The following is a 22,971-nucleotide window of genomic DNA, read 5'->3' as shown; positions in this document are numbered from 1 at the left end:
GCCCGGCTACACCCTTTCCAGCGCCGACGCGCTGTGACACACTCCCCGCCTCCACAATAAAGGATGGAAGTATCAATGGCGGCGCTTGCCCACTGGACGGCTATTGCCCTGTATCTCGCCACAACGCTGATGCTGGCGACCAACCTGATTCGCCACAAAAACACCTCCGGCGACCGCCTGGCGCTCGCCCTGCTGGCCTGCGCCCTGGTCGCCCACGGCATATCGCTCTTTTTCACCCTGCACACCGCTAACGGGTTTCGCCTCGACCTCCTGGCCATGATGTCCCTGATCAGCTGGTTGGTCACCCTGCTGCTATTACTGCTATCCGGCCGCCACCAGTTGACGCTGCTGATCCTCGCCATGGCGCCACTGTGTGCTCTCAGCGAGATCGCCGCCGCTCATACCGCGGGCGGGGCGATTCCCAGACAACAGATTTCAGCGGGTATCGCTGCGCATATTGTGCTGTCAATTACCGCCTACTCCCTGCTCACGCTAGCAACCCTGCAGGCGCTGTACCTTTACTGGCTCAACCAGCAGCTGCACAACCATCGACCCGGTGGCATCAGTCGTTTTCTGCCACCGCTGCAAACCATGGAAAGCCTGCTGTTTGGCCTTATCGCGCTGGGGCAAATACTGTTGACCGCGGCCCTGATCACCGGCTTTATCTTTGTACAGGATCTGTTTGGACAACACCTGGTGCACAAGACCGCGCTCTCCATCCTCGCCTGGCTACTGTACGGCGTGCTGCTCTGGGGGCACTGGCGCGAGGGCTGGCGGGGCAATACTGCGGTGCGCTGGACACTGTGCGCTTTTGCGGTACTGATGCTGGCCTTTTTCGGCAGCAAACTGGCACTGGAAGTCATTCTGCAGAAAGGCTGATTGCATCGCACAGCTTGCTAGCACTGACAATCTGATCCAATATCGCCCTGATTTCACAGAAAGAGCTTAGCTTTGAACGAGATACCGCCCGGCCTGCTGTTTGCATTGCTGGCTTTACTGATTGTCATTTCCGCATTCTTTTCCAGCTCCGAAACCAGCATGATGGCGCTCAACCGCTATCGCCTGCGCCATCAGGCGAAGAGTGGTCACCGCGGCGCCAAGCGCGCCATGTCGCTACTGGCGCGCCCGGACAAGCTGATCGGTGTCATCCTGATCGGCAACAATCTGGTCAACATTCTCGCCTCCGTAATCGCGGGGGCTGTTTTCACCAAGTTGTATGGAGATGCCGGCCTCGCCTACGCCACGATTGTGCTCACTCTGGTGGTACTGATCTTTGCCGAGGTCACCCCGAAGACCATCGCCGCCCTGCACCCGGAAAAAATTGCCTTTCCCGCAACACTGGTGCTGCGACCACTCCTGTGGCTGCTGGCACCGGTTGTCTGGCTGGTCAGCAGCATCTCCAACCTGCTGGCCAAGCTGGTGGGCGTGGAAACCTCGGATCAGGGTGGCGAGGCGGAACACCTCGCTCCGGAAGAGCTGCGTTCAGTGGTATTCGAATCCGGCGCCCTGCTGCCCACAAAACACAAAGGCATGCTGCTGAACGTGCTGGATCTGGATCAGGCCACCGTGGAAGACATTATGATCCCGCGTAATGAGGTAGTGGGTGTCGACCTGGACTGTACGGCTGAGGACATCCTCCAGCAGCTGGCGGAAAGCAGCTTCACGCGCCTTCCGGTGTTTCGTGGAGATATCAATCAGGTGGTGGGCATTCTCCACCTGCGCCGCGCCGCTCAGATCCTGCGGGACGGCCCGGAAGAGCTCACCGCAGAGACGCTGAAGTCCCACCTGATTGAACCCTACTTCGTGCCCGAGGCCACCCCTCTACCCACACTGTTGATGAACTTCCAGAAACAGAAGCGCCGTATGGGACTGGTAGTGGACGAATATGGTGAGGTTATGGGGATCGTGACTCTGGAAGATCTGCTGGAAGAAATTGTCGGCGACTTCACCGCCAGCCCGGTACCCAGCGAAGATGAGGAGATCATTGAGCAGGGGGATGACTGGTTCCTGGTGGAAGGCGGTACTTCGATCCGCGATATCAACCGCACACTGGACTGGGAGCTGCCCACCGACGGTCCCAAGACCCTGAACGGGTTGATCATGGAACACCTCGAAAGCATTCCCGAAGGCAATATGAGCCTCTACCTCAAAAACTACCTGGTGGAGATCATTGAGGTCTCTGACAAGATGATTACCCAGGCCCGGGTGAAGAAGATGGAGCGCTGAATGCGCTCCGGGGCGCACCTGATAAGACGCCCAAAAAGCCTGTAGCGATCAGATCAGCTCCAGCTGGCGCCGGACCGGCGCAAAACTCTTGCGGTGCACCGGACTCGGCCCCAGCGTCTCCAGTGCAGCCATGTGCGCCTTGGTGGGATACCCCTTGTGCCCGGCAAGGCCGTAACCCGGGTACTGCTGATCCAGCACCACCATCTCCCGATCGCGGGTCACCTTGGCAAGAATGGACGCCGCGGCGATGGCCGCAACCCGATCATCTCCCTTCACCACCGTATCGCAGGGATAATGCCACTGGGGCTTGCGATTACCATCCACCAGCACAAACTCCGGCTGCACCTGCAACGCCTCTACGGCGCGATGCATGGCCAGCAAGCTGGCATGCAGAATATTCAATTGATCGATCTCTTCCACCGTCGCACGTGCGACCGCGAAACTCAGTGCGTGCTCGCGAATTTCATCGAAAAGATAATCGCGTTTTTTTTCACTGAGCTTTTTCGAATCCGCCAGACCTGAAATGGGTTTCTCCGGATCCAGGATGACCGCTGCAGCAACCACATCCCCCGCAAGGGGGCCGCGCCCCACCTCATCGACACCGGCGATCAAATCACCGCGAAAAGGACAGATGTAGGGAGGGAGCTCTGCTTTTTTTGTCATGGAATACTCGGATAGACATACCGGGAATCACCCGAAGAAAAATTCTGATTTTAGGCGGGCGCTGCACCAATCAGGCGACAGACCGCTTCTGCGGCGCGCTCGGACGCGTCCCGTCGCAGCACCTGGTGCAATTCACGAAACTCCCGCTGCAATTGATCCTGCGCAAGCGGATCTTCGAAATAGTTCAACAGCGCAGCGCCCAGCGCCTCCGGTGTCGCATCATCCTGCAAAATTTCCGGCACCAGCTCTCGCTGCGCCAGCAGGTTGGGTAACGACACCCAGGGTGTATGTAACATGCGAGAGAATATCGCGTAGGACAGGGAAGCCATTTTATAGGCCACCACCATCGGCTTATTCATCAACATGGTTTCCAGAGTCGCTGTTCCCGAAGCAATAAGCACCGCATCAGCCGCTGCCAGCGCGGTCTGCGATTGACCATCCAGAACAGTCAGCGGCAATTGCTGCACGCCGGAAATTTCCTGTAGCTGCGCCTCAATCTGAGCCTTGCGCTCGGCATTCGCGGCAGGCAGCACAAATTTGATGGACGAATCGCGCTGATGGCACCACATCGCTGCACGTATAAACAGGGGGCCGAGCAACCGAACCTCACCACCGCGACTTCCAGGCAGCAACGCGATCACCCGATCATTGGTATCCAGACCTATTTCCCTGCGTGCAGAGTCCGTATCAACTTCCAGGGGAATATCATCAGCCAGGGGATGGCCGACGAACGTCACGGGAACATCATGTTCCCGATAAAAGTCTGCCTCAAATGGCAGAAGCGTCAGCATATGGTCTACGGCACGGGCAATTTTTTTAATACGCCCCCGACGCCAGGCCCAGACCGAAGGGCTCACATAGTGAACAGTGGGAATCCCCGCACCGCGCAGCGCTTCCTCCAGGCCCAGGTTGAAATCCGGGGAATCGATACCGACAAAAACGTCAGGTGGGTTCTCGATAAAATACTGACGCAGGCTACGTCGGATTTTCAGCAGTTCAGGCAGGCGCCTGAGCGGCTCAACAAGCCCCATAACGGACAGGCGCTCCATCGCAAACAGCGACTGTGCCCCCAGTGCCTGCATACGCGGACCGGCAATACCAACCACCTCAATCCGATCAAACCGCTGCTGTAGTGCAGCGATTAAACCCGCCCCCAGAATATCTCCGGAAGCTTCGCCGGCGAGCATCCCGATGCGCAGTGTTTTCTTTTCAGGTTCTGTCACAGAGCTATTGCCACCACCAGATCAGCGAACGATGCCACGGGAGGATGTACTGAGAGAATCAATCCAGGGCTGAATCACTGCGGACTCTTGACGCAGATCACGCAAAGATTCCAGCGCCTCCTCCGACGTCAGGCCGCGGCGGTACACTACCTTGTACGCGCGATTGATCAGGGCAATTTCCTCCCGGGAAAAACCGCGACGGCGCAACCCCTCCGCATTGATGGTTTTGGCTTCCGCCGGATTTCCGGCCACCATGACATAGGCCGGTACATCCTTGCCGATGCCCGCTCCCATACCGGTAAAAGCGTGCTCCCCAATGGTGCAGTGCTGGTGTACCAGGGTATAGCCGCTGAGAATGGCCCAGTCCTTCACATACACATGGCCCGCCAGTGCCACGTTATTGACCAGAATGGTGTGGTTACCGATGACGCTATCGTGACCGATATGCGCGTAAGCCATCAGAAGGTTGTCATTGCCGATGGTAGTCTCTCCGCGGTCCTGTACCGTCCCACGGTGGATGGTGACCCCTTCGCGAATCACATTGCCATCGCCTATGACCAGTGTTGTCGGCTCACCCTGATACTTCTTGTCCGGCGTATCCTGGCCAACACTCGAAAATTGATAAATCCGATTGTTTCTACCGATACGGGTCGGCCCGCTCAATACAACATGCGAAGCGATGTCACAGCCATCGCCAATTTCGACATCGGGACCAATAATAGTATATGGGCCGACCTTCACCTCGTCGCCGATGGTTGCCGAAGGATCGACAATCGCTGTTGGGTGGATATGGGTTGGCATTCTGTGACTCACTCCTTACCGGCCGACACTCGGAGAGGACAATTCCTGAATTTCAATCCTGGATGCCCCGCCCCGATCAATGACCCGGAGCGCTCCCCGGACCAAATAAAAGAACACCCCGAATCAGGGCTGCATTCAAACCTTTTTCACTGCACAGAGAATATCTGCCGAGGCAGCCAACTCCCCGTCCACACTCGCTCTACCGGCGAACTTCCAGATGCCGCGGCGCTCTGATACCACCTCGGATTCCAATACCAGCTGATCGCCAGGCACCACTTGACGCTTGAAGCGCACATTATCAATACCCGCAAACAGGTAGAGGTAACCATCTTCCGGCTTTTGCCCCAGGGTTTTGAAACCGAGGATACCCGACACCTGCGCCAGTGCCTCGACGATCATCACACCCGGGAAAATGGGCATCTCTGGAAAATGGCCATTAAACACCTCTTCATTTACCGAGATGTTTTTATAACCCTTGATCCGCTTACCCTCTTCCAGTTCAACCACACGGTCTACCAACAGGAAAGGATAGCGGTGTGGCAAATATTGACGAATTTCCCGAACGTCCATCATGGCGAATTATCCCCAGAAACCACTTCGGGGCGTAATAACGCCCCGAAACAACTAACATAAATTGTTTACGATTTTATTCAACCCGGACTATATATCATCCGAGCCGGAACCCTTGGTGTGCAGCTTGTGTTCCAACTTTCTCTCCAACTCTCTCAATTTGCGCGACATCTGATCAAGCTGGCCAAAGCGCACAGCATTGCGCCGCCAGGAACGACTATCAGAGAAAGGAGTACCACTGGAATAGGAGCCTGACTCCTCAATAGATTTGGTAACCAGGGTCCTGGCGGTCACATGGCTGAAATCGGCCACGCTCACATGCCCTACGATACCAACGCCGCCGGCGATGGTGCAGTGTTTACCAATGGTGGCACTACCTGCTACGGCCGAACATGCGGCCATGGCCGAATAGTCACCAACTTGCACATTGTGCGCGATTTGCACCATATTGTCGATCTTCACCCCGCGTCCGATCACCGTATTGCCAAGTGCACCACGATCAATACAACTACAGGCCCCGATTTCCACCTCGTCAGCAATCTCCACGCCCCCGAGCTGATGAATCTTGATCCACTTGTTGTCATGGGGGGCAAATCCGAAACCGTCTGCGCCGATGACTGTGTTGCTGTGCACCGTACAATCGGCGCCGATATAACACCCATGATAGACGGTGACACTCGGGAACAAGCGCGAGCGAGCCCCGATCTCACTTCCCGCACCAACAAAACTGTTGGCGCCGATCACCGCGTCTTCTGCCACTTTCACATCTGCTTCGATGACCACCCCAGGGCCAATGTGCACACTTTCATGCACTTCCGCATCGGGGTGCACATCGGCGCTGGGAGCAATGCCCGGAGCATATTGCGGTGCCGTCTGATAGATCGCGGTGGCGCGTGCAAACGCGTGGTAGGGATTGGAAACAATCAACGCCGAAACGGGGCAATCTTCTGCTGACTCAGAGGTAACAAGCACAGCGCAAGCCCGGGTATTTTTCAGAAATCGACGGTAATTGGCACTGGCGAGGAAGGAGACTTCGCCCACATCTGCATCCTGCAGGGTATTGAGACCGGATGGGACCTGAGCTTCACTGGCTCCCGGTGCCAGGCGCAACTCTGCACCCAGCAACCCAGCCAACTGTGCCAGCGTCGGCTGGGCACTCTTCATTTTCCAACCTGCCTGTTACTTGGCAGCGTTCATACGCTTGACCACTTCCGCGGTCAGGTCAGTGCTCGGGCCGGCAAACACTGCGGAGTTGGCATCCAGTACCAGATCAAGTTTGCGCTCTTTGATCACCTCTTCCATCGCTGCCTTGGCTTTCGGCACCATGGTTTTCTGGATTTCCTGAACTGCCTGGGATTCCATTGCGCGCAGCTTCTTGACAGCAGTTTCAAAGTCGGAGCGCTTGAACTGCATTTTGCGCTGATGCTCTGCTTTCTGTTCTTCGGACCAGGTTACGCCATTCTTCTGCGCATCTTCCGCCATTTTTTGCACTTCCGCGCGAATACCTTCCGCACTGCTCTGAAGTTGCGAGTACTCCGAGCTGGTTTTCAGTGCATTGATGCGGGTTTTGGCCTTTTCAGTGCTCATGATCGCAGCCTGAAAATTCACAACAGCTACTTTGGTCTGCGCCAGCGCCATTCCGGAAAACATCAGGCCGGCCAGCAGAACTGCGGTCACTTTTACTGATTTAAACACGTTCTTTCTCCGTATTTCTGTTTATACCCAGTGCTCGTCAGGAACACTCATTATTATCGTATGTGCGTTCACGTGATCAACGCGAAGCACAGTGATCAGAAGCTGTTGCCCAGTGAGAACTGGAACACTTCGATTTCATCATCTTCGTTTTCACGCAGCGCTTTCGCGAGACTGAATGTCAGCGGCCCAAACCCGGTTATCCAAGTCAAGCCGATACCGGCAGAAACGTTGATATGATCGAGGTCGACATCGTAACAGTTGAGCTGTGAAATGCCACAGTTCGTATCAAACACGTTACCCGCATCCACGAAGAAAGCAGACTGCATGGAGCGCTGATCCTTCACAAACGGAATAGGGAAAATCACTTCCGCACTCCCTTCGACCAGAATGTTACCACCGAACGGGTCTGGTCTTCTTCTGTTGGTAAGCTGCGTAGTTTTCAACTCACCGGTTTCCTCATCCAGTACATAGGAAGCGGTTACTTCACCATCATCTACAACGCCATTGTCGTTGGTATCCTGCCATGCAGAAGGCGCTACGTCATAGTCAACGGCTGGCGTAGACCGCGGCCCCAGAGAGTTGCGTTCAAAGCCGCGCACCGAACCGAAGCCACCGCCATAGAAGTTCTCAAAAAACGGCAACTGATCGAGATCACCGTATCCTTCCGCGTAACCAAGGCGCGTACGCAATCTCAGGGTCAGGCTTTTGGTCAACGGACGGAAATACTGCCCGGTGTAAATCAACTTGTAATACTCGAGATCACCACCCGGCAAGGCGACTTCGATAGATGCACGTTGCGAAGCGCCGCGAGTGGCGAGAATACCGCGGTTCAAGGTTGAGCGCGCGTAAGAGGCCGTTACAGAGAAGGTGTCAAACTCATCCCCGTAAAGGTCAACGAACCCGTCCGGATTGGTATTCAGCAAACCGGGGGGGATAGGCTGCTGAGTAAAGTCAAATTCAAGCGGGTCCGGTATCCGGGCACCATCTGGATCATCTGGATCCTTAACGGTATTCTTAAGAGCGGCATCTGCGGCAGCCACATCATCAGAATTCATAAAGGTGTCGATATTAGGGTCAGGAACCGGACTGCCCTTGATCTCTTGCACCGAGGTCCTGTGAGTACTCAGCTCCAGGTGATTGAAACCCAGGTTCAGGCCAACCCGGGAGATCTCAGAAATCGGGTAACCGAAACTCAATCCTGCACCATACGTGGTGGTGTTGTAATCAGACACACCCAGTTCGGAGTAATCGCGCTCCTGGTAGAACACGTTGAAACCGCGACTGACCCCATCCGGGGTAAAATAAGGATCGGTATAGGAGAAGTTCAGCACAGACTGGTATCTCGACGTATTTACCGCAAACCCTACGGACTTACCGGTACCCAACCAGTTGTTTTCCTGAACATTGGCGCCGAGTACGATGCCGCTATTCTGCGCATAACCAACGGTGCCGCCGATGGTACCGGAGGGCTGCTCTTCTACCGTGTATTCCACATCAATCTGATCCGAGGTGCCGGGCACTTCGGTGGTTTCCACCTGCACTTCCTTGAAGTAGCCGAGACGCTCGAGGCGCACCTTGGACTGTTCAATACGTGCAGAAGAGGCGGAAGCCGATTCCATTTGACGCATCTCACGGCGCAATACATCGTCAGAGGTACGTGTATTGCCGCGGAAGTTGATCCGGCGCACATAAGCCCGCTTACCCGGATCAATAAAGAAGGTGACTTTTACCGTTTTATCTTCCTCATTGGCTTCGGGCATACCGTTTACTTCGGCAAAGGTATAACCCTCATTACCAAGGCGCTTGGTAATGTAATCGGAAGTGGTGGTCATCAGTACCTGCGAAAATGTCTGCCCGTCGCGAACCAGCAGCAGGCGACGAATTTCCTCTTCGGAGACAACGGGATCACCGGCCAACTCAACATCGGAAACGGTATAGACATCCCCTTCACTGACATTGACGGTGATGAAAACGCTCTGTTTGTCCGGGCTCAGGGATACCTGGGTAGACTCGATCTGGAATTCCAGGTAACCGCGGTCAAGGTAGTAGGACTCCAAGCGCTCAAGGTCGCCGGTAAGCTTCTCTCGGGAGTACTTATCGTCACTGTTCAGCCACGACAACCAACCGGTGGTCTGGAGCTCAAAAATCTCCCCCAGTTCTTCGTCAGAAAACGCCTGATTGCCAACAATATTAATATGTTTGATGGCGGCGACGGAGCCTTCGTCCACTACGACTTTGAGCTCCACCTGATTGCGGGGCAGCTCATTGACTTCCGTACTAACGCTGGCACCGTATCGGCCTTGAGCCACATACTGACGCTGTAGCTCCTGCGCCAACCCTTCCAGAGTAGCGCGCTTGAAGATCTGCCCTTCCGCAAGACCGTTATCGTTCATGCCCTTAAGCAGATCTTCGGTCTTGATCGCCTTGTTGCCGGTAATTTCAATTTTTGAAATGGCGGGCCGCTCGCGCACGGTAATGACCAGCACGCCATTCTCACGACCGATCTGGATATCCTGGAAATACCCAGTACGAAATAGCGCGCGAGTGGCACTCTGGATGTCCAGACTCTCGATCTGGTCACCCACTCGAACCGGCAGTGCCGCAAATACAGAGCCGGCGGAGACTCTTTGCAATCCTTCTACCCGGATATCGTTGACAACAAACGATTGGGCATAGGCAGCAACCGGCAGGGCCAGGCCAAGCGAAGCCGCTTTGAGAAAATCTTTCATCTACTAAATCCGAGTTTTTATTCGCAATTCCAGTTGGGCCATCGGCCCTCGAGGCTGTACAGGTCAGACCGCAGAATGTCCGCGGCATTCCGTACTACAGTCGTAAAATGTCGTTATATAGCGCCAGCGCCATGATACAGAGCACCATCACCATCCCCACCTGCAGGCCGATCATCTGCACCCGCTCGGAAACCGGCGACCCTTTGACCGCCTCAATACCGTAGTAAAGGAGATGACCACCGTCGAGAACCGGGATGGGCAAAAGGTTGAGAACCCCGAGACTGATACTCAGCAGAGCCAGTAATGACAGAAATGACTGCCAGCCGGCGTCCGCCGAAGTGCCGGCCACTTTAGCAATGGTGATAGGGCCACTCAAGTTCTTGGTGGAGACCTGCCCGAACAGCAGCTTCTTCAGGCTACTGAGGGTAAAGAGCGTCTTGCTCCAGGTCTCCTGCAACCCCTTCACCAGGGCCGCGCCAATCCCATAGTGATAGCGGCGCACCATCTCTTCCGGCCAGGAAGCCCCAATCGGAGCAACGCCGATCCGGCCAATTTTCTCACCAGTATCGAGTGTAGTTTCTGCCGGCGTCACCGCGAGCGTCTGCCGCTGACCGTCGCGCAATACCGTGACATCGATCTGCTCACCGGCCCGCGCACGCACATAGGCAGTCCAGGCATCCCACGTCTCAAACGCCTGCCCGTCCGTTGCAACAACTTCGTCCCCGGCCGCAAACCCGGCCTCAGCAGCAGGGCTGCCCGGCACCACCTGCGAGAGTTTCATGCTCACCGGCGGCGTCCACAATTTGACCCCGATCTCTTCCAGCGGATCCGGCACTTCTTTGCCAGACAACCAGCGGTCGACATCTGCGTACATATGGTACTCAAGAGACGAGTCTGGATAGTGTACGGAGAATTTGATTTCACCGGAGTCGCCAAGGCGGTTAGCCAGGCGCCAGTTGAGCGCCTGCCAGGTTGGCGTCGGCCGATCGTCCACAGCAACGATCTCCTGGCCCGATTCCAGGCCAGCCATCGCCGCGAGACTGCCCGCCTCCACTTCACCAACCACCGGTACAGGGCCGGAAGTGCCGCCGAGGAATACCCCCCAGAACAGCACGATAGCGAGCAGAAAGTTGGCCACCGGACCGGCAGCAGCAATGGCCATGCGGGCCCACACCGACTTGCGGTTGAACGCCTGATCAAGCTCTTCCGGTGACACGTTCCCCTCGCGCTCGTCCAGAAACTTGACGTAGCCTCCGAGCGGAATGGCGGAGATAGTAAACTCGGTTCCATGGCGGTCGTAGCGGGAGACCAGCCGGCGCCCGAAGCCGACAGAAAAACGCAGCACCTTGACGCCACACAGGCGCGCCACCAGAAAGTGACCAAACTCGTGGAAACTTACCAGGACACCGAGTGCAACCAGGGCCCAAATCGCGGTCTGTAGAAAATCTAGCATGTGGTCCGTTTTATATTGATCTCGATTCGGAGCGTTGCCCACTCGCCGGCTGAGGCGAACCTGCCTGAATCCTCGCCAGTACCTGCTGAGCCAGGTCACGGGCATTCCGGTCAGCCAGTTCGACTGCTTCCAGGCCGGTCAGTTCAACAACTTCCGTGGATTTCATCACCTCATCGATGATGGTGGGAATTTCGGTAAATGCCAGCTCACCGCGCAAAAAGGCCTCCACAGCAATCTCATTGGCGGCATTGAGGCAGGTTGGCGCGCTGCCACCCGCTTCAACGGCTTCACGAGCGAGACGCAAGCAGGGAAAACGCGCCTCATCCGGGGCCTCAAAATCCAATCGCCCCTGGGCAATCAGGTCAAGCGCGGGCACTCCACTGTCTATGCGCTCGGGGAACGCCAGCGCATGGGCGATGGGCGTCCGCATATCCGGGTTGCCCATCTGCGCCAGCAGAGAGCCATCCCGGTACTGCACCATGGAATGGATAATGCTCTGAGGATGCACCACCACCTGAATTTCGGCTGGTTGAGCGTGAAACAGATAGCACGCCTCGATAAACTCCAACCCTTTGTTCATCATGGTGGCAGAATCCACGGAAATCTTGCGCCCCATGGACCAATTAGGGTGAGCACAGGCCTCATCTGGCGTGACCGCCCCCAGCTCTGAGACAGGACGAGAACGAAATGGTCCCCCGGAGCCGGTCAACAGAATACGCTCGACACCGGCGGCATTCAGGTCTTCGCAGGGAAACGGAAGGCACTGGAATATGGCATTGTGCTCACTGTCGATGGGCAACAACTGCGCATCGCTCTCTGCCAACGCGGACATGAACACCGGGCCAGCCATCACCAGTGACTCTTTATTCGCCAGCAGCACCTTTTTACCTGCCTCGACCGCCGCCAGTGTAGGACGCAGCCCCGCTGCACCAACGATGGCCGCCATTACCACATCCACCTGAGAGTCTGCCGCCACCTGGCAGAGCCCTTCAACCCCGGAAAGCACTTCAGTGGGTAACTCCGCCTCGGCGAGCAACCCCCGCAACTTTTCCGCTCGCCCCTCATCCAAAACCACCGCATATCGGGGAGTGAACTGCCGACACTGTTGTGCGAGCTCCGCAACCCGCTCGCGGGCAGTTAATGCAAATACTGAGTATTGCTGTGGGTGGCGGGCGAGGACATCCAGAGTACTCACACCGATAGATCCGGTGGAACCCAGCACACAGACGCGTTGCACGGAGGGGGTTTGCATGAATTTATTTACCTCAGAAAGCGGGGCACTGCGACCAACAACCCGTATCTGTCACAGGTTTCACAGAGGTCCCTCACAGATACTTGGGCAGCTCACTGGCCAATGCGGCCATGGTGAACACCGGTAACGCCGCGGTCAGGCTGTCCAGGCGATCCAGGATACCGCCGTGCCCCGGCAGAATTCGGCTGCTGTCTTTGATACCGCGGTGGCGCTTGAACATACTCTCCACCAGGTCACCAATCACCGATGCCAGTGCCGTCACCAACACGCCAAAGGAAAACAGCACCGTGTTTTTCATCGGCAGCTCAAACAGAATCGACACCGTCAGCGCCAGAACCAGGCAGGCGCCCAGGCCTCCGAAAAAGCCCTCCCAGGACTTACCGGGGCTCACTTCGCGCGCCAACTTGCGTTTGCCGAACTTGCGACCGACGAAGTAGGCCCCCACGTCGGCGAATACCACGACCGCAACCACGAACAGCACCAACCAGGCACCGTGATCGAGACCGCGCAGAATCACCACGGACAACCAGGCCGGTACCAGGACAACCAGGCCAATCAGGCCACGCACCCAACGATTACCCCACAGCATGGCACTGGCGGGATACCCCTGCACCCAAAGGAACGCGAGCGCCCACCAGCCACAGGCCACCGCCAGGATCTGCCGGGTATGGCCAATATCCGGATGGGCAAAATCCATCTGGAACACATAATCCGCAGATCCCACTAGGGCTGCACCGAGCACGGCAAGAAACACAAACCGCAACGCACGATTGAGATTGGAAAGGTTGGCCCACTCCCAACCACCGAGAAGAATGATGGCCGCTACCGCAATAGCGAACCATTGGATGGGCACCAGAAACAGCAACCCCAGAAAAAGGACTACCAACACCAGCGCGGTAATTATTCTTTGTTTTAGCACCGTTTTACCCTTATTCGTTCGCGCAGCCGCGGTTTCAGGCTTGCGCTTCCAGCCCACCCTCACTGCGCCCGCCCTCATCGCGACCGCCGTAGCGGCGATCCCGTTTGCGGTAGGCTGCCAGCGCGGCATCCAGTTCTTGTTCTCCGAAATCCGGCCACAGGGTTTCAGTAAAATAGAACTCGCTGTACGCCGCCTGCCAGAGAATGAAGTTACTGATACGCTGCTCTCCACTGGAGCGAATCAACAGGTCCACCGGTGGTAAATCCGCCAATTGCACCCGCTCGGAGAGCGCCATCTCGTCTATGGAATCGATGTCTCGCTCACCCGCGGCAACCTCGGCTGCCAGCGACCTGGCCGCCTCGGCAATATCCCACTGACCGCCATAGTCTGCGGCGATCACGAGGGTTCCGGCAGCGCCATCCGCGGTCATCTCCTCCGCTTCGGCAATGGCCCGCTGCAGCCGGGCAGAAAAGCGATCCCTGCGGCCGATCACACGCAATCGCACCCCCTGCTCTTTCATCTTGCGCGCCTCGCGGCGCAGATAAGAATGAAACAGGCTCATCAGCAGCTCTACTTCCTTCGGCGGCCGCTGCCAGTTTTCACTGGAAAATGCGAACAGGGTAAGCACTTCGATACGCCGACTCTTACACGCCTCAATCAGGTCGCGAATTCGCTCCACGCCGGCTTTATGCCCGGAGGAAGGTGGCAGCCCCCGGCGCGCCGCCCAGCGACCATTACCATCCATGATAATGGCAATGTGGCGCGGCCCTTGCGGTGCTGTCACACTACTACCTCCAGCACTCATCAGATTTCCATCAGATCCTTTTCTTTTGCCGACAGCGCTTTTTCAACTTCGGCTACGTATTTGTCAGTCAACTTCTGGATCTCATCTCCCGCGCGACGTTCGTCGTCTTCGGAGATTTCTTTGTCCTTGAGCAGTGCCTTGACTTCAGCCAGGGCGTCGCGGCGATTGTTGCGAATGGATACGCGCGCATTTTCCGCTTCACTTTTCGCCTGCTTAATAAAGTTCTTGCGGGTCTCTTCCGTCAACATAGGCATCGGAATACGGATCACCGCGCCCGCGGTGCTGGGATTCAACCCCAGATCGGATTTCATGATCGCTTTTTCGATTTCCGGCACCAGTTGCTTTTCCCACGGTGTCACCGTAAGAGTGCGTGCATCTTCCACGTTGATGTTCGCCACCTGAGAAAGCGGCGAGTCGGCACCGTAGTAGGAAATGTGGATACCGTCGAGAATGCTCGGGTGTGCCCGACCAGTACGGATTTTATTGAAGTTAGCGCCCAGGGCGTCCAGAGCTTTTTGCATGCGCCCTTCGGCTTCTTTCTTGATATCGTCAATCACTGATTCACATCCTCTTCAATAAGTGTGCCCTCTTCTCCACCCACTACGATGTTGAGCAGAGCACCGGTTTTATCCATGCGGAACACACGCACGGGCAGATTGTGCTCCCGGCAAAGGCAGATTGCAGTTAAATCCATTACACCGAGTTTTTTATCCAGCACCTCGTCGAAAGTGAGGCGGTCATAGCGGGTTGCATCCGGCACCAACACCGGATCCGCGGAGTAGACTCCGTCCACTTTGGTGGCCTTCAGAACCAGCTCCGCATCGGTTTCGATACCGCGCAAACAGGCGGCAGAGTCCGTAGTAAAGAAGGGGTTACCGGTGCCAGCGGCAAAGATCAGAACTTCACCACGCTCCAGATAACGGATCGCGGCGCGACGGTCATAGTGGTCGACGATACCGCTCATTTGAATAGCAGACATTACCCGGGAAGAGATATTCGAGCGCTCCAGCGCATCGCGCAGGGCCAGCGCATTCATCACCGTAGCCAGCATTCCCATATGGTCGCCGGTCACGCGATCCAGTCCTGCCGCGTGCAGCGCGGCACCGCGGAACAGGTTACCACCGCCAACTACCAGACCCACCTGCACACCGATCCCGACCAGCTGGCCGATTTCCAGTGCCATTTTATCGAGCACTTTGGGGCTGATTCCAAACCCCTGTTCGCCCATCAGCTCTTCTCCGCTGAGTTTTAGCAGGATTCTCTTGTACTTGCGGTCTTTAATACCTGGCATCCTTTGTTCCTCAACCATTCATGGGCCAATAACTGTGCTGAGACGGAACCACCAATCCGGTTCACGCCCGCCGAACATTACAACAAATTCGACGTTTTACCTAGCAGACTGCCGAATAACCCTGAGCACGCAAAAGGTTATTCAGCAGCCTCCTGTCCAGAAGGCCCCACCACTGTATATTCGACCTATCCATCAGCCGGTCGCACACTTTTTGTACAAAACAACATACAGATTTTACCGGAGGCCAGATACTACAGCGGGGCGCCCCGATGGCATTCCAGAGAACACACCGGGAGCACCCCGCTGAACCGACTGCGATGCAGCCGGTTATTGAGCATCAGGAGCTGGATTTGACCTGTGCTGCTACTTCTGCAGCGAAATCCACTTCTTCCTTCTCGATGCCTTCGCCTACTTCGAAGCGAACAAAACCGGATACGTCGGCACCGGCGTCTTTAACCAGCTTGCCGATGGTAACATCCGGATTCTTGACGAAAGGCTGTTCCACCAGGCTGTTTTCCTTCAGGAACTTCTTGATACGACCGCCCATCATCTTCTCGACGATTTCAGCAGGCTTGCCTTCCATGTCCGGCTGCGCCTTGATGATGTCTTTTTCTTTTTCCAGCACATCAGCAGGCATATCTTCCGGTTTGGTAACCTGCGGGTTAACCGCGGTTACGTGCATGGCAACATCACGAGCCACTTCGCCTTCACCGCCGCTCAGGGCAACAATGGCAGCGATACGGTTATTGGAGTGCACATATGCACCAACATTCGCCGCTTCAACCAGTTGAATACGACGCACACCGATGTTCTCACCGATTTTCTGAACCAGTGCTTCACGGGCATTTTCCAGCTCGCCTTCCATCAGCGCAGCGACGTCTTGCTGGCGATCAGCGAAAGCCTTGTCGACCACCTGGGCAACAAAGGCCTGGAAGTTTTCATCGCGGGCAACGAAGTCAGTTTCAGAGTTCACTTCAACCAACACGCCGTAGCTGCCATCTTCAGCAACTTTGGCTGCCACAACGCCGTCTGCGGCGGTACGACCAGCCTTTTTGGCAGCCTTCAGGCCGGAAGCCTTGCGCAGATCTTCGATCGCTTTTTCGATATCACCATCGGCCTCAGTCAGTGCTTTCTTGCACTCCATCATTGGCAGGCCGGTACGCTCGCGCAGTTCTTTTACCATTGACGCGGTAATCGCCATGATTAAATCCTCGGGTTCAAATTCTTTGTTGGATTTGAAAAAAAGGGGCCAGTATCACGGCCCCTTTTCCCTGCAGCGTAACTCAGAATTGTTACACCGCCAGCAGCCTGTGGCTGACACCTGAAAATCAGGAGTCCGCAGCTGCCTGGTCGTCTTCGTTGGCTTCAACGTATTCGCTCTGAGCAGCGCCGCCACCAGCTTCTGCAGTGCCCGCCACAACGGCGTCAGCTACGGCAGTGGTGTACAGCTTGATGGCGCGAATGGCGTCATCGTTGCCGGGAATAACGTAGTCCACACCTTCCGGGTTACTGTTGGTATCGACAACGCCGATTACCGGGATACCCAGTTTGTTGGCTTCCTGGATAGCAATACGCTCGTGTTCAACGTCGATCACGAACAGCGCGTCAGGCAGACCACCCATATCCTTGATACCACCGATAGAGCGCTCAAGCTTATCCATTGTGCGGGTGCGCATCAGGGCTTCTTTCTTGGTCAGCTTCTCGAAGGTGCCGTCCTGAGACTGCGCTTCGAGGTCGCGGTAACGCTTGATGGAAGCGCGGATGGTTTTGTAGTTGGTGAGCATGCCACCCAGCCAGCGGTTGCTGACGTAAGGCTGACCTGCACGCTCGGCCTGCTCTTTGATGGATTTCTGCGCAGCGCGCTTGGTACCAACAAACAGAATTTTCTTCTTCTGAGCGGCCATGCCCCTGATGATTTGCAGGGCATCATTGAACGCCGGAACAGTGTGCTCCAGGTTGATGATGTGAATTTTGTTACGGGCACCAAAGATGAATTGACCCATCTTCGGGTTCCAGTAGCGGGTCTGGTGACCAAAATGGACACCAGCCTGCAGCATATCGCGCATGCTGACTTGCGGCATAATTAACCTCAGTTTGTATCGGAAGTGACGCCAGATTGCGGCTGTCAACTTCCCGGGTTACATCCTCCACATACCCCATACGCCAATCCCCCGGAAGCGGCCTCTCGGGCCGGGTCACGGAAGACACCCAGGCGAATGTGCCGGTATATGTGCGGCATTTGTTTAGAGCGCGACCTGCGCCGGCTCCGGTTTGAATTTGCCCGGGACATGCCCGAGCGGCGCGCTTTATACCATATCACCGACCCCGCTGGAAGCCTCGCGCGCGCCACACGCCATACCTACCCCGCGCCGGGATCACCCCAAACCCACTGGGGTAATCGGCAGCCGCCCCCCGGCGTGAGTCGCAGCCGTGATGTCGCCGCAGCGCAATTCCGCTACAATACCGCGCCGCAAGAGCCCTCCGGCGCTGATTCAGCGCTGTGGCGGCCTCACAAAGAGCTTGTAAACCATCGACACAATCGGGACCCTTCATGAGTAACGCCGTAAAGACACCGGAACAAATCGCAAAAATGCGCACCGCGGGCCGCCTGGCCGCGGAAGTACTCGAAATGATCGAAGAGTACGTGGTTCCCGGGGTCACCACCGAAGAGCTCGACCGGCGCTGCCACGACCACATAGTCAATGCTCAGCAGGCAATCCCCGCCTGCCTCGGCTACCGGGGCTTCCCGAAATCCATCTGCACCTCGATCAATGAGGTGATTTGCCACGGGATACCGTCCGAGTCCAAAGTGCTGAAGAAAGGTGACATCATCAATATCGATGTCACCGTGATCAAGGACGGCTGGTATGGCGACACCAGCAAGATGTACTTCGTCGGCAAGGCCGCCCCCCACGCCAAGCGCCTGGTGCAGGTGACCCAGGAGTGCCTCTACAAGGCCATCGAAATCGTGCGCCCGGGCACCACTCTGGGAGATATCGGTCATATCATTCAGCAGCATGCCGAAAAGAACTACTACAGCGTGGTCAAAGACTTCTGCGGCCACGGCATTGGCGACGTCTTCCACGAAGAGCCCCAGGTTCTCCACTATGGCAAGCCGGGCACCGGCCAGGTGCTGGAAGAAGGTATGACCTTTACCATTGAGCCCATGATCAATGCCGGCAAACCCGGCAGTCGCGTACTGCGCGACGGCTGGACCGCGGTCACCGTGGACCGCCGACTCTCCGCCCAGTGGGAGCACACCATGGCAGTAACCAGTGACGGCGTGGAAGTGCTTACCGCGCGCAGCGAAGAATCCTTTTAACACTCCGGGGGACCGCTCCCACTGTCTGCAGCGGTGTTCGCGAGCAGGCAAAGCGGTACCCTAGCGAAACAGGCTCCCCATGCAGCTGGTCAATACTCCGCAATTCGAAAAACCACTGTTCTTTTTCGATCAATCGCGCTTTCGCCGCGCCCTGGCCGAGGCCGACAAGCCGGCACTGGAAGTATTCAAAGACGCGATTGGCGCCGCCGACACCCATATGGCGCGACGCTTCAGCGAGGGCGAAGACGTTCGCACCCTGGTCTATGAGCGGGCACTGTTCCTGGACTGCCTGCTGCACTATGCCTGGCACCAGTTTTCCTGGCCGGACAACATCAGCCTGCTGGCCGTTGGCGGTTACGGTCGCGGAGAGCTGCACCCCCACTCGGATATCGACCTGCTGATCCTCACCGGCGAACAGCCGGACGCGAACGCCATTGATAATATCGAGCGGCTGGTCGCCTTCCTCTGGGATCTGAAACTGGATATCGGCCACTCTGTGCGCACCATAGAACACTGCCTGGAGATGGCCGCGGAGGACATCACCGTGGCCACCAACCTGATGGAATGTCGCACGGTAGTGGGCAACCCCGCACTCGGAGAACAGCTCGCAGAGCGTATGACACCGGAAAACCTCTGGCCGGCGGAAGCGTTCTTCAGTGCCAAGTATGCGGAACAGCAAGAGCGTCATGGAAAGCAGCAAGGGGCCGAATACAACCTCGAGCCCAACATCAAGAACGCGCCTGGCGGCTTGCGGGATATCCAGACCATCAATTGGGTAGCCAAACGCTTCTTCCAGGTGCGTACCCTGAAGCAACTCCAGGGCAAGGGCTTTTTTACCGAAGAGGAGTTCGCCATCCTGCAATCCGGTGAGGACTTCCTGTGGCGCGTGCGCTACGGGCTGCACCTGCTCGCAGGTCGCCCCGAAGAGCGCCTGCTGTTCGACTACCAGCGCGAACTGGCGCGGAAATTCGGCTACAAGGACAACGACACCCACCTGGCCGTCGAACAGTTCATGCACACCTATTACCGCATCGTGATGGCGCTGCGGGAACTGAACGATGTGCTGCTGCAGTTTCTCGATGAAGTCATCCTGCAACGCGGCACTCACCTGCCCGTCACCCCCATCAATGAACGTTTCCAGTTGCGCGGCAATACCATTGAAGCCACCGTCACCCGCACCTTTACCGAACACCCCTCGGCACTGCTGGAAATCTTCGTACTGATGGCGCAGAACCCGAAGATCCAGGGTGTACGCGCCTCGACCATTCGCCTGATTCGCGAACACAAGCACCTGATCGACGATCAGTTCCGCACCAATCCGGAAAATACCAGTCTGTTCATGCAGTTGCTGCGCAGCCCCCGTGGCCTGTCCACGCAACTGACCCGCATGACTCGCTACGGCATCCTCGGGCGCTACCTGCCAGAGTTCGGTCGCGTTACCGGCCAGATGCAGCACGACTTGTTCCATATCTATACGGTGGATGCGCACACACTCCAGGTTGTACGCAACATGCGTAGCTTCCGCGGCGACGATGCCTGGGAGAAATACCCACTGGCGGCGGAAATCATTGCCCGCATGCGCAAACCCGAGCTGCTGTATATCGCCGGTCTCTACCACGATATTGCCAAGGGCCGCGGCGGGGACCACTCCAAGCTGGGGGTTGTCGACGCGGATGCCTTCTGTCGCCGCCACGGCCTGCCCGCACGGGATCGTCGCCTGGTGTGCTGGCTGGTGGAAAAGCATCTGTTGATGAGCGCGGTATCGCAAAAGCAGGACATCTCCGACCCGGAAGTGGTACACGAGTTTGCGCGCACGGTCGGTGATCGCGAGCATCTGGATTACCTGTACGCGCTCACTGTGGCCGACATCAATGCAACCAACCCCGACCTTTGGAACAGCTGGCGCGCCAGCCTGATGCGCCAACTCTACCAGCACACCCAACGCGCCCTGCGCCGCGGCCTGGAAAACCCCATCGATCGCGATGAGATCTACGTTGAAACCCAGGCCCAGGCACGCAACATGCTGCGCGCCATGGGGCTGCCCAGCAACGCGGTGGAAGATATCTGGTCGGAAATGGGCGAGGACTATTTCATTCGCGAGAGTGCCGACAATATCACTTGGCACACCGCCGCGATTTACCAGTTGCACGAGGACCCCCAACGCGACCCCGACCGCGACACGCTGGTACTGACCCGAAACTCCGGCCCCGGAGAACACGACGGCGCCACCGAAGTGTTTGTGTACACCCAGGACAGGCCCAATGTGTTCGCAGCCGTGGTGACCGGCCTCGACATGCTCAACCTGAACATTCACGACGCGCGCCTGTACAGCTCCGCCGGCGGGTACACCCTGGATACGTTTTACGTGCTGGACGAATCCGGCCAACCACTGCTGGACGAACCCCACCGCCTGGAGCAGATCCGCAATACCCTGCAGGAAGAGCTGGCACTGGTAGAAGACTACTCGAAGGTCATCAAGCGCCGCACACCGCGCCGCCTGAAAATGTTCCACCTGCCGAGCCAGGCGCATATTTCCACCGAGCCGGAGGACATCCACAGCACACTGGAAATCATCAGCGCCGATCGCCCTGGGCTATTGGCACGGATTGCGCGTATTTTCCTGACCCACGATCTGCGGCTACACAACGCCAAGATCTCCACGTTGGGCGAGCGGGTAGAAGATATTTTCCATATCACCGGGGCGGACGACGAACCCATTACCGATCCGCAGTTGATTGAAACCCTGGAACAGGCCATCTGTCAGGAACTGGACGCGCATCAGGCCACGTTGCCACCGCAACCCTGATCAACAACCGTACGGACACAGACCAATAATATGAATCCGAATTTGCAACAACTGCAGCCCTACCCCTTTGCCAAGCTGGCAAAACTCAAGGACGGACTGCAACCACCGGAGAGCCTCGAGCATATCGCCCTCTCCATTGGCGAACCCAAACACACGCCGCCGGCCTTTGTGCGTGACGAACTGATCGAAAACCTCGACAAACTCGCCGCCTACCCGGTGACCAGGGGGCTGGAAGCGCTGCGGGAGACTATTGCCCAGTGGCTGCAGACCCGTTTCAAACTGCAAACGATCGATGCCGAACGGGAAGTAATCCCGGTCAATGGTACCCGTGAGGCCCTGTTCGCCTTCGCCCAGGCAGTGGTTTCCCCCGGCGCAAAAGTGCTGATGCCGAATCCGTTTTACCAGATCTACGAGGGCGCCGCGTTTCTGGCCGGTGCCACCCCGCACTTTATCAACTGCAGTGTGGAAACCGGGTTCAAACCGGACTTCGCCGCCGTTCCAGAATCTGTCTGGCAACAGTGTGACCTGCTGTACCTGTGCACTCCCGGCAACCCTACCGGCGCATTGCTGGATATTGATGATCTGAAACACCTGATCGCACTGGCAGACCGCCACGATTTCACCATCGCCTCGGACGAGTGCTACTCCGAGCTCTATTTCGACGAGGACAATCCACCGGTGGGACTGCTACAGGCCTGCGCGGAACTCGGCCGCGACGATTATCGTCGCTGCGTGGTATTCCACAGCCTGTCCAAGCGCTCCAACCTGCCGGGTTTGCGCTCCGGTTTTGTCGCCGGTGATGGGGACATCCTGGAAAAATTCCTGCTCTATCGCACTTACCACGGCTGCGCCATGCCGGTACCGACCCAGTTCGCGTCCATGGCCGCCTGGCAGGATGAGCAGCATGTTAAAGAAAACCGGGCGCTCTACCGTCAGAAGTTCGACGCAGTGCTGGAGATTCTCGACGGCTGTCTCGAGGTAGAAAAACCACAGGCGAGCTTTTACCTTTGGCCCAGGGTTGGCGACGGTGAAACCTTTGCCCGCGAACTGTTCCGCCAGCAACACATCACAGTATTGCCCGGGGCCTATCTCGCGCGGGAATCGGAAGGCGTCAACCCAGGCTCTACCTATGTGCGTATGGCCCTGGTAGCCACCCTGGATGAATGTATTGAAGCGGCGAAGCGGATCCGCCGCTTTTGTCAATGAGACACAGCCC

Annotated in this window: 20 protein-coding genes; 5 read left to right on the top strand and 15 right to left on the bottom strand. The window is 57.0% G+C overall.

The window, feature by feature from the left end; translation table 11 throughout:
• The first annotated feature begins 75 nt into the window (after window positions 1–75).
• Together LPW13_RS05015 and LPW13_RS05010 are read left to right on the top strand one after the other, a co-directional pair.
• Window positions 76–879 (top strand): cytochrome C assembly family protein, encoded by an 804-nt coding sequence (locus tag LPW13_RS05015; protein WP_230438338.1) that lies wholly within the window; start codon window positions 76–78, stop codon window positions 877–879.
• A 72-nt stretch (window positions 880–951) separates the two neighbouring features.
• The gene (locus LPW13_RS05010; protein ID WP_230438337.1) at window positions 952–2,226 is read left to right on the top strand and encodes an HlyC/CorC family transporter; all 1,275 of its coding nucleotides are present in this window, start codon (window positions 952–954) and stop codon (window positions 2,224–2,226) included.
• Window positions 2,227–2,274: 48 nt separating this feature from the next.
• Here LPW13_RS05010 and rnhB read toward each other — a convergent pair whose 3' ends face one another.
• The 15 genes from rnhB to rpsB all read right to left on the bottom strand — a co-directional run bounded on the left by rnhB (window position 2,275) and on the right by rpsB (window position 17,708).
• Window positions 2,275–2,889, bottom strand: coding sequence for a ribonuclease HII (rnhB, locus tag LPW13_RS05005; protein WP_230438336.1), 615 nt, complete (start codon window positions 2,887–2,889; stop codon window positions 2,275–2,277).
• A 50-nt stretch (window positions 2,890–2,939) separates the two neighbouring features.
• Window positions 2,940–4,076 (bottom strand): lipid-A-disaccharide synthase, encoded by a 1,137-nt coding sequence (gene lpxB / locus LPW13_RS05000; protein ID WP_230439150.1) that lies wholly within the window; start codon window positions 4,074–4,076, stop codon window positions 2,940–2,942.
• 57 nt (window positions 4,077–4,133) lie between these two features.
• On the bottom strand, window positions 4,134–4,913 hold the full coding sequence (lpxA, locus tag LPW13_RS04995) for an acyl-ACP--UDP-N-acetylglucosamine O-acyltransferase (protein WP_230438335.1): 780 nt from the start codon (window positions 4,911–4,913) through the stop codon (window positions 4,134–4,136).
• Window positions 4,914–5,048: 135 nt separating this feature from the next.
• Window positions 5,049–5,486 carry a 3-hydroxyacyl-ACP dehydratase FabZ gene (gene fabZ, locus LPW13_RS04990; RefSeq protein WP_230438334.1) on the bottom strand — a complete coding sequence of 146 codons (438 nt, stop codon included), beginning with the start codon at window positions 5,484–5,486 and terminating at the stop codon, window positions 5,049–5,051.
• A gap of 87 nt (window positions 5,487–5,573) precedes the next feature.
• Window positions 5,574–6,647 (bottom strand): UDP-3-O-(3-hydroxymyristoyl)glucosamine N-acyltransferase, encoded by a 1,074-nt coding sequence (lpxD, locus tag LPW13_RS04985; RefSeq protein WP_230438333.1) that lies wholly within the window; start codon window positions 6,645–6,647, stop codon window positions 5,574–5,576.
• A gap of 15 nt (window positions 6,648–6,662) precedes the next feature.
• Window positions 6,663–7,178 carry an OmpH family outer membrane protein gene (locus tag LPW13_RS04980; RefSeq protein ID WP_230438332.1) on the bottom strand — a complete coding sequence of 172 codons (516 nt, stop codon included), beginning with the start codon at window positions 7,176–7,178 and terminating at the stop codon, window positions 6,663–6,665.
• 95 nt (window positions 7,179–7,273) lie between these two features.
• Complete coding sequence (gene bamA, locus LPW13_RS04975) at window positions 7,274–9,907, bottom strand: outer membrane protein assembly factor BamA (protein ID WP_230438331.1); 2,634 nt, start codon at window positions 9,905–9,907, stop codon at window positions 7,274–7,276.
• A 94-nt stretch (window positions 9,908–10,001) separates the two neighbouring features.
• Window positions 10,002–11,360, bottom strand: a complete 1,359-nt coding sequence (gene rseP, locus LPW13_RS04970) for an RIP metalloprotease RseP (protein WP_230438330.1) — start codon at window positions 11,358–11,360, stop codon at window positions 10,002–10,004.
• A 10-nt stretch (window positions 11,361–11,370) separates the two neighbouring features.
• Window positions 11,371–12,612: a 1-deoxy-D-xylulose-5-phosphate reductoisomerase gene (gene ispC, locus LPW13_RS04965; protein WP_230438329.1), complete on the bottom strand. Its 1,242-nt coding sequence runs from the start codon at window positions 12,610–12,612 to the stop codon at window positions 11,371–11,373.
• 73 nt (window positions 12,613–12,685) lie between these two features.
• On the bottom strand, window positions 12,686–13,531 hold the full coding sequence (locus tag LPW13_RS04960) for a phosphatidate cytidylyltransferase (protein ID WP_230438328.1): 846 nt from the start codon (window positions 13,529–13,531) through the stop codon (window positions 12,686–12,688).
• 34 nt (window positions 13,532–13,565) lie between these two features.
• Window positions 13,566–14,336: a polyprenyl diphosphate synthase gene (gene uppS / locus LPW13_RS04955; protein WP_230438327.1), complete on the bottom strand. Its 771-nt coding sequence runs from the start codon at window positions 14,334–14,336 to the stop codon at window positions 13,566–13,568.
• The gene (gene frr / locus LPW13_RS04950) at window positions 14,336–14,893 is read right to left on the bottom strand and encodes a ribosome recycling factor (RefSeq protein WP_230438326.1); all 558 of its coding nucleotides are present in this window, start codon (window positions 14,891–14,893) and stop codon (window positions 14,336–14,338) included. Before frr ends, uppS begins: the two co-directional genes overlap by 1 nt.
• The gene (gene pyrH, locus LPW13_RS04945; protein ID WP_230438325.1) at window positions 14,890–15,627 is read right to left on the bottom strand and encodes a UMP kinase; all 738 of its coding nucleotides are present in this window, start codon (window positions 15,625–15,627) and stop codon (window positions 14,890–14,892) included. The genes frr and pyrH overlap by 4 nt, the downstream gene beginning before the upstream one ends.
• 337 nt (window positions 15,628–15,964) lie before the next feature.
• Window positions 15,965–16,828: a translation elongation factor Ts gene (gene tsf, locus LPW13_RS04940; RefSeq protein ID WP_230438324.1), complete on the bottom strand. Its 864-nt coding sequence runs from the start codon at window positions 16,826–16,828 to the stop codon at window positions 15,965–15,967.
• A gap of 127 nt (window positions 16,829–16,955) precedes the next feature.
• Window positions 16,956–17,708, bottom strand: a complete 753-nt coding sequence (rpsB, locus tag LPW13_RS04935) for a 30S ribosomal protein S2 (RefSeq protein WP_230438323.1) — start codon at window positions 17,706–17,708, stop codon at window positions 16,956–16,958.
• Window positions 17,709–18,178: 470 nt separating this feature from the next.
• Here rpsB and map point away from each other — a divergent pair, with 470 nt between their 5' ends.
• From map to dapC, 3 genes are all read left to right on the top strand, one after another.
• Window positions 18,179–18,949, top strand: coding sequence for a type I methionyl aminopeptidase (map, locus tag LPW13_RS04930; RefSeq protein WP_230438322.1), 771 nt, complete (start codon window positions 18,179–18,181; stop codon window positions 18,947–18,949).
• 79 nt (window positions 18,950–19,028) lie between these two features.
• Window positions 19,029–21,755: a [protein-PII] uridylyltransferase gene (locus LPW13_RS04925; protein ID WP_230438321.1), complete on the top strand. Its 2,727-nt coding sequence runs from the start codon at window positions 19,029–19,031 to the stop codon at window positions 21,753–21,755.
• A gap of 30 nt (window positions 21,756–21,785) precedes the next feature.
• Window positions 21,786–22,961, top strand: a complete 1,176-nt coding sequence (gene dapC, locus LPW13_RS04920; protein ID WP_230438320.1) for a succinyldiaminopimelate transaminase — start codon at window positions 21,786–21,788, stop codon at window positions 22,959–22,961.
• Window positions 22,962–22,971 lie beyond the last annotated feature (10 nt).

Origin of the sequence: Microbulbifer celer (genome assembly GCF_020991125.1) — a bacterium.
Lineage (GTDB): Bacteria > Pseudomonadota > Gammaproteobacteria > Pseudomonadales > Cellvibrionaceae > Microbulbifer > Microbulbifer celer.
The sequence above is the reverse complement of the archived record's forward strand: the minus strand, read 5'-3'. Positions and strand labels throughout refer to the sequence as shown.